Raw genomic sequence first — 12581 nt, forward strand, 5'->3', positions numbered from 1 at the left:
ATTCGTGAACGAGCCTTTTATATTCGTGAACGAGCCTTTTATATTCGTGAACGAGTATCAGAGCTTGATTTTTTAGACTTCACTAAGGACTCAGCACTCAAAAGACTACGCACACCTTGTTCTACATCGCTTTGTTTAACTAAAGACTCTCCTACCAAAACTGCACGGACACCAGCTTCAGCGACAAGAGATAAATCAGCAGGTGTATACAGTCCAGACTCGCTGACGACGGTGATATCTAAACTTTGTAAATATTGTTGACGCTGTGCTAAGAGTTGCTGTGTGATTTTTAAATCAACTGTAAAATCTTCTAAATTACGATTGTTAATTCCTAGTAAACGTAAGTCGTCAAGCTTTAGCACCCGCTCCAATTCAGCTAAGGTATGAACTTCCACCAGTGCATTCATACCCAAATTGTGAATCACTCGCAAAAAGTCTTGGAGTTGTTGGTCTGATAAAATAGCGGCAATTAACAAGATTGCATCTGCGCCCGCTGTCCGTGCTAAATAAATTTGATAAGGGTCAATGATGAACTCCTTGCACAGTAGGGGCAATGCTACTTGCTGACGCACAGCACGCAGATTATCAAAACTGCCTTGAAAGAACTTTTGGTCAGTGAGGACTGATAGACAAGCTGCACCACCTCGTTCATAAGCTTGAGCGATCGCAATTGGGTCAAAATCTGCTCGAATAATCCCACGGCTAGGTGATGCTTTTTTTACTTCAGCAATTAAGCTAGGTTGCTGGGGATTTTCTTGCAAAGCACTCAAGAAATTTCGTACAGTCGGAGCTACACTTAACTTTTGTTGTAAAAAAGCTAAAGAAAATTGTTGCTGCATTTGTGCAACTTCTTGCTTTTTATACAACACAATCTCTTCAAGAATGTGGCGGCCAGAGGTAAGTTGGTTAATCATAAAACGCCTGGGTGAGATGGAGGGCAGAGGGGACAGGGGGGCAGGGGGAGAATAATTCTTAACTCAGCATTCCTAATGCCCAATGCCCCATGCCCCATGCCCAATGCCCAATGACTTTTCATCTTGCGTATATACACGCACCACATTTTTAATGATTTCCAGACCGACTTCTCCTGCTAAAGTCATAATTGATTCTGGATGAAATTGAACGGCGGCGATGGGAAGTGTCCGATGTTCAATGCCCATAATTACATCGTCATCAGAAATCGCTGTGACTTTGAGTTCTTTTGGTAAATGTTCTGGTATGGCAAATAATGAGTGGTATCTACCCACTGCAAAGGATTCTGGTAAATTTTTGAAGGTAATAGAATTGGGTTCGGTGACGAAAATTCGTGAGGATTTACCATGTTGGGGATAGTTGAGAACTCCTAATTCTCCACCAAAAGCTTCAACGATACCTTGCAGTCCTAAACAAACTCCGAAAATCGGAATTTGACGATAAAGAATAGCGCCGACAGTCTCTGAAAGGTGAAAATCATTTGGTCTACCGGGGCCGGGAGATAAAACAACTAAGTCAGGTCGTTCTTTGTCGAATAATGAATCAGAAAAACCATGACGTAATGTGGTAACGCTAGCACCAGTTTGGCGAATGTAATTAGCTAATGTATGAACAAATGAGTCTTCATAATCTATTAGTAAAACACGTTTCCCTGGTTTCACACTTGGGATGTGTTTACTTAATTCGATAGAACTGGATTTATCTATTTTGTGACTCGTTTGTTTAACGCGACGAATTGTTTCAAATAAAGCAGCACCTTTTGTAATTGTTTCTTGTTCTTCTGCTTGTGGTATCGAGTCATAAAGAACAGTAGCACCAACTCGCACTTCGGCAATGCAATCTTTTAATCGAATTGTTCGCAGGATTAATCCGGTATTTAAATTCCCATTGAAATTTAAATAGCCAACTGCTCCACCATACCAACGTCGAGCGCTTTTTTCATGTTGTTCAAGAAATTCTATTGCTGCTTTTTTGGGTGCCCCTGTGACTGTAACCGCCCAAGTATGGCTCAAGAATGCATCTAAAGCATCAAATTGCGATCGCAGTGTACCTTCAACATGATCTACTGTGTGAATTAAATGGCTGTATAATTCAATTTGGCGACGACCAATGACTCGTACAGAACCAGGTTCGCAAATTCGAGATTTGTCATTGCGATCGACATCAGTACACATCGTCAACTCAGCTTCATCTTTGTGTGAATTGAGTAATTGCCGAATTTGCACAGCATCATCAAGAGCATCTTGCCCCCTGCCAATAGTGCCACTAATTGGACAAGTTTCTACCCGCCTACCCTCAACCCGCACAAACATTTCTGGAGACGCACCAATTAGATATTCTCCACCTAAGTTAAAAATAAATCCATAAGGGCTAGGATTTATATCCTTTAAAGTTTCAAATAAATTGCTGGGTTCTTCTTCATAACCTTCAAAAAAGTTTTGACTAGGAACTACTTCAAATAAATCCCCTCGGCGGAAATAATCAAGTGCAACCTCAACTTTTTTTGCATACTCACCTATTGTATGGTCAGCAGTTTGAGTTGGGAGAAGATGTTTTCCACGATAATCTACAGACTCACCTGTTCGAGGTAAATTATTTGTGCTACCATGCGCCGTTTCAAATTCATATTGTAGACGAAATGCACGTTGCTGATAGTAGTCAATAATGATGAATTCATCAGGCAAATAAAGCACTAAATCTCGCTGATCATTAGGACGATCCAATCGCTGGGGAATTGGTTCAAACTGAAAAATTAAATCGTAACCAAACGCGCCGTACAATCCTAAATGTTCGTCTTCTTGACTAGAAAAAACATGTAATATTTCACGAATTACTGTAAATACTGAAGGTTGTTTACTACGTTCTTCTTCAGCAAATAATTGTTTTTTAGGTTTAACAAAGCCCACAAGGTGGTTATTATCTAGATTAACTTTCTCAAGTTGTCTGGAGTTAGATAAATACTCGAAAAGTAATGGTAAAATTACTCGGCCGCGTTCATTTAACGCTATCAAAGTGAAAACATTCTCCTGTGTAGTCAATTCCAATGGCGGATTCACAAATCCGATCGCCCATCTTTTATATCTCCCCGGATATTCGTAGCTGCTCCTTAACAAGCCTCCACGCTGAGAATTTAAGTGAAACAAAATTTCTTCGAGGGCAGTGTCTATCTTAACTTCTGTGATCGAGCGAGAAATACTGACACCGCCAAGGGTTGTGTATGAACGTGAATCAAAAACCATGAGGAATTTCTCTGTAATAGTTATTAGTCAGTCATTCATCAAGAGCTATTAATCGTTATTGATAAATATCTTCAAATTAGAAACAAGTCTAGATAATGCAATATCACCTAAATTAAAGTTATCCAAATCTGCATCTTGTTATGAATTTGTAAGTAAAAAATCTTTTACTTCTTATTTAAGAGTACTAGATATCAAGCAGATAATACATTGGATAATATTTAGATTGGGTGTCAATTTATTCGCTTTTTCTCCTGCTTTTCTAGTACATTTTCTGACAACATTCTTTAAAATTATTGGCATCCTTCAAAAGTAGTAGATTATTTAGTAATCCGCTTTTATTTGTGAACTTACTTTCGTAGGCAATATAAAAGAAGGCTTTTTGAGTTGTAGGGAGTTTTTTCAAAAATCAAATATCAGTCCTATACACAAGTTTGTAGCCCAAAAAATTGCCTTGCAACTTCTGTGTTTAAAATTCAACCCTGAATTCCCGCAACAGCGATATTGCTTGCTTATACAACAACAAATCCACTTCGTGAACTTCAATTCTTTTTCCAATCCCTTGTAACAGCGTTAGAGTTAATTCTCCACCCAAGTGTTCGCGGAACTCAGTTAAACCTCGGAACAGACAATGAGGATGTTCCAGTTGTGATAACTTCTTAGCTAGTTCTGGCACATACAAAGTGAAACCCAAAGCTGATAAAGTGTTTAATATCCGTTGCCACTCTGAGCAATCAAGCAATCCTGCTAAATAGGAATAAGTGCTATCCAAAGCGATACCGATCGCCACTGCTTCGCCATGACGCAAGCTATAATTTGTCAAATGCTCCAGTTTATGAGCCGCCCAATGTCCAAAATCCAGGGGACGAGACGAACCCATTTCAAAAGCATCGCCACTGTTAGCAATGTGTTCTAAATGCAACTGGGCGCAACGATAAATGATTTGTTGCATAGCGTCCATATCTCGCCGCACAAGGGCTGCGGTGTGAGAGTGGATAAAATCAAAAAACTTAGCATCCTTAATTAACGCCACCTTGATTGCTTCTGCAATCCCAGAACGCCAATCGCGATCGTTTAGAGTTGTTAAGAACGCAGAGTCATTTATAACTGCATAAGGTGGCGCAAATGTGCCAAGAAAATTCTTTTTCCCAAAGGCATTAATGCCATTTTTTACTCCAACCCCAGAATCATTTTGTGCTAGCACCGTAGTCGGAATCCGGATTAGACGAATTCCGCGATGAGCAGTTGCAGCAGCATATCCTACCAAATCCAACATAGCCCCACCGCCGATCGCTAACAAGTAGGAGTGGCGACATAATCCTGCTGCTTCAATGATTTGATGGATTTGCTCTAATAAAGTGCGATCGTTCTTAGCAGCTTCCCCACCCGGAATTATGATTGGTTCAGTGGCGATCGCTAGTACCTCTGCATAAAACTTAGTATACGCTACCACTTGCCCAAGCAACCTAGGTTGTAATTCCAATAATCCTGCATCTACCACCACTACAACTTTCTTCGGCTTTGTCTCCCCATCCGCTGTAATTATTTGAGCTAACGTGGGATTTTTCAACTCAAATAAATTTTGGGTGAAGTAAACCTCATAGTTGAAAGTAACCGAAACACGTTGATGAATTGGTTGCAGATTGAATCTACTTTTTTTATTAATGTCAACTACCATACTTTTGCTGATATATCTAATAGTCTTTCTTCTTCAAACACCAAAGCTATTGTTGTAATTATCGAATTTATCTAAAACTCTTACTCTGCGCCTCTGCGTGAGATAACATTATCTGTAATTTAAAATTCTGCTGATTGTACAAGAGCCTTATTTTTCTCCTGAAAAAATCCTTGAATACTTTCAAACTCTTGAATTAATGCGTCCCTATCTTTCATTCTCACCAGTCTTGCCAACCGACTGTAAGTATTAGCTAAAGAATTAATTGCTTCACATCTCTCTTCAGTAGCTAGCATAATATCCACACATAAGCGAGAATTTTGGGAAAACAAACGTTTCACACTGTCAATTTGTTGCCGATAACTAGGAGTTGATATTAATAAACTCTGTTCTATATCAATTTTTGCTTCTGCTAAGAAAACGCCAAAGCTCAATCTACAGAAATGTTGCACCGCTTGAATAACTACCATCATTTCATCGTGTTCTTCAGGCGTGCAAACAACTAACTCGCCGCCTTGAATTTTAATCGAGTTTAATAACCATTGAAATGCATCGTTGTTTCGCCCTGGACATATCACAAATTTTTGCCCTAAAAACGATTTAATATTCGGACCAAACATCGGATGTAAACCCATAATAGGGCCTGAATGGTGTTCAAGCATTGCTTGAGTTGATTGTATTTTAATACTCGTGACATCGCACAAAGCTGTAGTTGGTGCTAGGTATTTAGCTGCACGCTTGATAACATCAACTGTGTATTCAATGGGAACACTTACTAAAACTAGCTCTGCCGAATTTAACAATTGTTCTGCGTATTCCCAATCTTCGTGTTCTAGAACGCTAACATTATGGCCTGCCGCCAAAAATTGCTCTTTAAATAATCTTCCCATTCTGCCATGTCCACCAATGATGGTAATTTTTCGAGGACTGATATGGGTTGTTGCAGATTCAGGAATATCAGCTTGAAAAAGTAATTCTTTATCTAATAATGATAGGCGATCGCTAATTAGAGCGATCGAGCTTGGGTCAGTTTTTTTCAGTTTATCTAAACTCATAATTCAGTCATCTCATATAATTGGGCGTTGCTGACTAGTTATTGCTGATTAGATACTGGATATTAACAGTTAAAATAACTATTTCTGATTTTCAAATATCCACAAGTGATTCTTTAGAACTCAATTTTGGTAAAATCTCTAAATTTGATACTTTGTTGGCGATCGCATCAAAAAATAGTTTTTCATACCGATCCAACGCTTGCTCAAAGCAATAATTTTCTACCGCAAACTTTCTGCCTTTTTGTCCTAATTGCGCTGCCAGTTCTGGATGATTATATAAATCCAGTACCGCAGTTGCCAAAGCATCTGCTGACTCTGGTTCAACAATCATGCCGCCGCCACTTTCTTTGATAGCTTTGGCAGCGGTGCCAGTGGCGGGAATTGAACCTACAATTGGGCGACCACTGGCTAACAGCAATGGTATTTTAGAAGGCATATTGAAGGAAATTACATTGCGCTTTTGCACAATCAACCCCACATCTGCGCCTGCTAACATTTGTGGTAGTTTTTCTCGTTGTTCCAATGGCAGCAATAAAACGTTATCTGCTCCACAAGCAAGACAATGTTGTTGCAAAGTTTTGAGGGCTTGGGATTCTCCGGCTATGACAAAGGCAATTTCTTTGATATGACGCAAGCAAGCTGCTGCTTCTACTACTGTCTCTAAACCTTGCGTTAAAGCAATGTTACCTGAATAAAGTACTACAAATTTATCATCGAGTTGATGAGTAGTTCTCCAAGAGTTATTTTCCTTTGGAAAAGGGCGAATAAAATTGAGATTCACCCAATTTGGAATGCAAGCAATTTTATTAGCAGGTACACTTTTATCGATTAAATTATCTACAAAACCATCAGCAATCACGCTAATAGTATGTGCAGTTCGGTAGACAAATTTTTCTAAGGCTTCCAGAGTTCGGATCATTAACTTATTTTTAATTAGCCCAACACGCACAGCAGCTTCTGGAAGGATATCTTGCACATTCAACACTACTGGGCAATTGTATAACCAACCAAGCAAGATTGCAGGTAAGGAAATTAGTAGCGGCGGCACTGTTAAAAGAATTACATCGGGCTGTTTGCCTTTAAAGGCTTGTGGGAAACTTGTAAAGACAAAACTCAACTCTAAAAGTAGCCGATCTATGAGGTTAGGTTTGGACTTAATTCGCAGGTAACAACGCTCAATAATAACGCCATTTTTTTCTTCAGTAATGTATAACTTACGCCGATACTCATCGTAAATCTGGCGCTGAGGATAGTTAGGCATACCTGTAATCACCCGCACTTCGTGACCTCGTTTGACTAACCCTTCTGCTAGTTCGGTCATCAAAGGTGCAATACCAATTGGCTCTGGATAATAGTTGTATGAATAAATCAGAATCTGCATGAAATGTTAATGGTCTAGAGGTAGCTGAGAACGTTAGCTTTGTTGTGTTAACCCATCATTGCGACATATAAGGTGGGCACTGCCCACCTAACTCTTACCTATGAAAACTCAGCACTGTTTTTGCAGTTCCTTCTCAAAACTCAAAGCTGATTTTTGTTGTCTATGTTTCCGCAATGTGACGGTAGCAGCCCCAAGTCCGAGTAATGCTAGACCCAAGGCTGAACTTGGTTCCGGTACTTGTTTTCTGCCTTCTACTTTTAACACTTGGATGCGACCTTGGAAGAAATCACCTACATAGAGCTTGCCATCTTTATAGCTTGTGCCAGCTGTCCAGTTAAATACACCTGGTGTTAGGTCGAGGGGATCGCCAAAGGGTGGTTCACCTAGTTGGGGAGGTGGTGCTGCGGCAGCTTTACCAAATGAAGTCAAGAAGTTACCGTTTTTGTCGAATACTTGAACGCGACTGTTGATAGAATCAGCCACATAGATATTCTCAAACTCGTCTACTTCGATGCCGATTGGCTGATTAAACTCGCCATCTCCGGTGCCTTGTTTGCCAAATGTCAAGAGGGGATTACCTTGAGGATCGAGAACCTGAATACGGTTGTTAAATTGATCGCTGACAAAGAAATTGCCGCTGACTGGGGAAATTCTTAAACCTGCTGGTCCTTGAAACTGCCCAGGCTGAGTCCCAGAACTGCCAATGCTACCAATTAGCTCGCCGTCCTTGGTGTATTTGTTGATCTTGTCGCCACTAAAATCACCAATATATACATTGCCTTGTTTGTCAAATGTCACACCAGATGGGCCAAAGAAAGCTCTACCTGGTATGAGACCGCCAAATTCACCAAATGATTTAATAAAGTTACCTTGGGGGTCGTAGATATTAACACGGTTGTTGAAAACATCTCCTACATAGAGATTCCCAGTATCTGGGTCGATTTCTAGGGCTGATGGTTCGTCGAATTGTCCAGGTCCTTTGCCGCCCTCGCCGATCGCTCCGATATAATTACCCTGAGGATTGAATACTTCAACTTTGTTACCGATGTTGGGGTTGAAAGTACCATCTGGGTTAAGACCGCGACCGTTACTTACAAGTATGTTCCCGGTGTCATTTACTGTTATGCCTTGGGGAACAAAGAGCTGCCCAGGACCAAAGCCGGGGCTACCAATACTACTGTCGTAGCTTAATGTTAAAGATTTGGCTTGGGCTGCTGTTGCCAATACCGTGAATCCAGCACCGACAATAGCAACTGACAAATTTTTGACTAATCCCATGAGTTTTAAGCCCTGGTTATATGAGTTATACTCTTTCCTGGAGTAATTTTGTTCCCAGTCCGAGTTTGGGAACTCTGAAGTTTGGACTGCTGCCTCGTGTTTGAAATGCAACTTTCTCTGTGAGGCAGCATTCTATTTTCTAAGCACTCCCTGACAAAGCCAGGTAAAAACGAATTAGACAGTCTCTGCTTTGGCTACCAAATCTTCATCCAACTTTGGAACGCGTTTTCGCTTGGCGATCGCAGTAGTGGCGCCTACACTAGCAAGTGCTAATAAGCCAGCTACTGAACCAGGTTCGGGGATACTCTCTGCAACCAGACCATCTACCCGAACAACTTCCCCTAGTTCTGGACCAACACCACGATTGGTAATATAAATTTTGCCGTCAGGGCCAATATCAATTCCATCAGCCGAATCAAGCCCTTGGCCTGCTGCAACAAGTGTTGTACGAGTGCCATCAGCAGCAACTTTGATCAGAGAACCAGGCAGGTTTGTGATGTCACCGCCTAATTGGGAGGTGTCGCTGAACTGTAACACCAGCAAATTGCCGTCCTCATCAAAGGTTAGGTCTGTGATGTGCGTAAACCCATCTAGATAAACTTCTGGGTTGCCATCCTCACCGATGCGGAAAATCCGTGATTTATCTTCTGGATAAGGAAAACCCGTATATTCACCAACGTATAAAGCTCCATCTGGGCCAATTGCACCACCTGTGGGTACTGATTGAATTGCGATTTTTCCTCCTGGAAGCTCATCTAATAGCCCTGGAGGTACTTCTAATCCTGGTGGTAAATCGGACTTACTAATAATATTTTTAGGAATTGGAATTGCCTGGGATTCAGTTCCATCAAGTTTAATTTTGTAAGCAGTGTTCCCACCACCGTCAACCACATAAGCACTATCACCGCTAATAGCCAGGTCATAGGGATTGGTTACCACATCCCCACCATCTGGATTTTTGGTGATTTCATACTTGGCAAAGTCAAAAATGCTGTTGAGAGATCCCGTGTTCAAGTCTACTTTGTAAAGTTGCGCTAGAAGCGGTGTATTCAAAACTTTATCGGGTGTTGATGGCGGGAAAGTAGCAAGTTGCTGCGGTGGGATGGGAAATTGAGAACCAAGGTTAAGTGTTGGTAGATCGCGGTTTCCTGGATAACCAGCAAACCCAGTCAGAAGATAAGCATTTCCCAGAGAATCGAATTGCAGGTCTTGAATACCGGCGCCTTGGTTACCACTGGGTTGTTCTGCTAGAGACTGAAAGTTAGTGAGTATACGCTGTGGCTGACCACCTGGTGTGACTTTGACGAGTGAACCACTATTACCAGCACAGATAGGCTGAAACAGGGTACTTGGAGATGGTTGGCAATTACCGTTGCCTCCGATACCTGGCTCTGCTACATAGAGAGTTCCATCAGGGCCAAAGCTAACACCCCGTGCATTACTAATTCCATCGACAATTGTCGTTAAAGTTGCGGCTTGTGCAGATGGTGTTCCACAAATAGCAGCAAAGCAGAATGTTACAGATGTAAGGACAAATGACTTGAGTTTCATAGCTTGGAAGATTGAGAGTTAAATAATTTGTTTGTGGAAATTTTTATTCAGAACTCAGGAGCAGAGCCAAAGACACTCTCGCTCTGCCAAGGCGTCAGAATTCAGGAGGAATTTTGTAGAACTGGCCAGAGGTTTTGGGGCTTCTCTTTTTCTGCAACCAACCAACACCCAAAGCAGCGATCGCTAATATGCCTAAAGCACTATTCGGTTCTGGAATAGATTTGAAATTTTCAATTTTGAGTACTTGTCCTTGACCAGGGCGATCGCCGCGATTTGTAACGTAAATTGCACCATCAGAACCAATAGTCAAGGCGCTGGGTGATTCTAATCCATTCCCACTGAGGATGGTTGTGCGAGTCCCATCAGCAGCTATCTTAATTAAAGAACCATCAAAATTGCCCTTCCAAGCTGACTGATTAGCGTACTGCAAAGCATACAAATTGCCTTCAGTATCAAATTCCAAGTCTGTAAGTTGGGTAAAGCCATCGGCATAGATTGTTGGTAAACCATCAGCGCCTATGCGGTAGATTTTTGCTCCACCTTCTGGGAAGGGAAAACCAGTAAATTGACTGACATAATAATCACCATCGGGGCCTTTAGCCACACTTGAAGGTACTGCTTGAATTGGAAACTGCAATTGCGGTGTTTCGTTTAGAGATGGCACCTGCGATGGTTCATTCGATGGAGTACCAGCAGGTGGAAAGACTGGATTAGTCAATATGTCTTGAGGAAATGTGGTAATAGATTCTAAATTACTCCCATCAGTTTTTACACTGAGCAAGTCGTTTGCACCTGCATCAACGACAACTAAATTATTGCCATCGATTACAAAACCCAAGGGATTGCTACTTACATCATTTCCATCAGGATTGTTAGCAAGTTCATAGTTAGCTATATCCGCAATACTTGTCCAGGAGTTGGTATTAAAGTCGAGTGCAATAATTTTACCGAGGTCAGTGTTACCTAGATTGCGATCGCGAAAAGCTGGATTAGCCCCATACCCAAGCAGAACATAAGGCTTACCTGTAGCATCAAATTTGATGTCACGAGGCCCAGCGCCTCCAGTACCATCTGGTAGTGCTAAGGAAGGAAGTCCCGTAAGTATACGTTCGGTTTTACCATTCTCAATCTTGGTAATTGCACCACTTGTGCCATAGCATAAAGAATCGCCCTGACCACTTGGTGGTGGAACACAACTTCCACTTCCCCCTATTCCCGCCTCTGTGACATAGAGATTACCATCAGGGCCAAAACTTAAACCTCCTGCATTATCAAGACCCTCGGCGATTACCGAAAATGATGCAGCTTCCGCAGATTTGATTCCAGAAAAACCGAGAACCCAAAAACTCAGGAAAGTAATACTAACTTGCTTCAGTTTCATATTTTTTTATTTGTCATTTGTCCTTCGTCGTTTACCCAATGACTAATGACTAATGACCAATGACTAATTACTAATAACTAGCTCCTCCTTAATTTTTGGTAAGTAACTCATCCCGCGATCAAATGATTTTAAATTGCCAGCTTTCGCTTCTAGCAATCGTTTAATATTCATGCTCTCAGCCCCAAAATCTTCAATCTGAAGTTTGCCGTGGCTAACGGTTCCATCTACTTTCCAAAATGTGATGCGATGCAGGATAAAACCAGCAGCTTCGGGATCGGCAAAAGCATAAGCGGTTGGAATCAGTAGCGCTACAGACCGCTGATAATATTCGTAGTCTGGATAAAAGTATTCCTGTTCAACTAGGTAGTATTTACTCAAACTATGTACCCGCACAGAAACTTTTACTTTCTGGTCATATTCATCTTTGAATTCACCTGAATCCAGAGTAATCTCGCCATTTGGTCGTAGTAGATGCGCCCACTCATCTATATTTCGTAAGTCTTTTAAGTATTCAATCCCAATTTCAATTGGAGCATCAACATAGATGGTGTCAGTATCAATAAAGTACCGTCCCTTAACTGCTGTGGTATGACCAGCTTTGCGTTCCAAATTACCTTTGAGAGAACGACATTCGGAAGTGTGTACTGTGTGAATTCCCTGCATAATCATCTGAGTTTGCCGTTTTGGATCGACAAAGCTTAACCAGTGAAAGTACACACCCTTTTCGTCTGTTCCAGGCTCAATGTAGTCTGGAGGAAAGAGCAAAACAGGGTACACTTGAAAATATTTCTGATACTCTAACCCGCAGTGCCACTCAATACCATAGAAAAGTTGGTTGTCTAGTTTTTTAACATGATAGTAGAGATTTTTATGATAACCAGACGCACTTCCTAGCCAGGTATCTTCATCAATTTGCTCTTTCATTCGGCTGTAAAGCGTCCATTCATCCAAATTTTTTAACCCACAAAGATAGTCAAAGGCAATCTCTGGTGAACTTGCAATATAAGCTGATGTTGCAAACGTATTTTTTTCCATTTTTCACTCCTAAAAT

9 protein-coding genes are annotated in these 12581 nt (G+C 41.2%); all 9 read right to left on the reverse strand.

Going from position 1 to position 12581, the window contains the following annotated elements; translation table 11 throughout:
• Nucleotides 1–38 precede the first annotated feature (38 nt).
• On the reverse strand, nt 39–914 hold the full coding sequence (trpC, locus tag ACM0OY_RS31145) for an indole-3-glycerol phosphate synthase TrpC (protein WP_414572634.1): 876 nt from the start codon (nt 912–914) through the stop codon (nt 39–41).
• Between the two features lie 72 nt (nt 915–986).
• Nucleotides 987–3212 (reverse strand): anthranilate synthase, encoded by a 2226-nt coding sequence (locus ACM0OY_RS31150; protein WP_414572635.1) that lies wholly within the window; start codon nt 3210–3212, stop codon nt 987–989.
• Nucleotides 3213–3678: 466 nt separating this feature from the next.
• On the reverse strand, nt 3679–4887 hold the full coding sequence (locus ACM0OY_RS31155) for a 3-dehydroquinate synthase (RefSeq protein ID WP_414572636.1): 1209 nt from the start codon (nt 4885–4887) through the stop codon (nt 3679–3681).
• Nucleotides 4888–5006: 119 nt separating this feature from the next.
• Nucleotides 5007–5939, reverse strand: coding sequence for a bifunctional chorismate mutase/prephenate dehydrogenase (gene tyrA / locus ACM0OY_RS31160; RefSeq protein ID WP_414572637.1), 933 nt, complete (start codon nt 5937–5939; stop codon nt 5007–5009).
• 91 nt (nt 5940–6030) lie between these two features.
• Nucleotides 6031–7320, reverse strand: coding sequence for a glycosyltransferase family 4 protein (locus tag ACM0OY_RS31165; protein ID WP_414572638.1), 1290 nt, complete (start codon nt 7318–7320; stop codon nt 6031–6033).
• A gap of 108 nt (nt 7321–7428) precedes the next feature.
• Nucleotides 7429–8598, reverse strand: coding sequence for a scytonemin biosynthesis PEP-CTERM protein ScyF (scyF, locus tag ACM0OY_RS31170; protein WP_414572639.1), 1170 nt, complete (start codon nt 8596–8598; stop codon nt 7429–7431).
• Nucleotides 8599–8772: 174 nt separating this feature from the next.
• Nucleotides 8773–10149: a ScyD/ScyE family protein gene (locus ACM0OY_RS31175; protein WP_414572640.1), complete on the reverse strand. Its 1377-nt coding sequence runs from the start codon at nt 10147–10149 to the stop codon at nt 8773–8775.
• A gap of 94 nt (nt 10150–10243) precedes the next feature.
• On the reverse strand, nt 10244–11530 hold the full coding sequence (locus tag ACM0OY_RS31180; protein WP_414572641.1) for a ScyD/ScyE family protein: 1287 nt from the start codon (nt 11528–11530) through the stop codon (nt 10244–10246).
• A gap of 63 nt (nt 11531–11593) precedes the next feature.
• Complete coding sequence (gene scyC, locus ACM0OY_RS31185) at nt 11594–12565, reverse strand: scytonemin biosynthesis cyclase/decarboxylase ScyC (protein WP_414572642.1); 972 nt, start codon at nt 12563–12565, stop codon at nt 11594–11596.
• Between the last annotated feature and the right edge of the window lie 16 nt (nt 12566–12581).

Origin of the sequence: Nostoc sp. CCY 9925 (assembly GCF_963920935.1) — a bacterium.
GTDB lineage: Bacteria > Cyanobacteriota > Cyanobacteriia > Cyanobacteriales > Nostocaceae > Nostoc.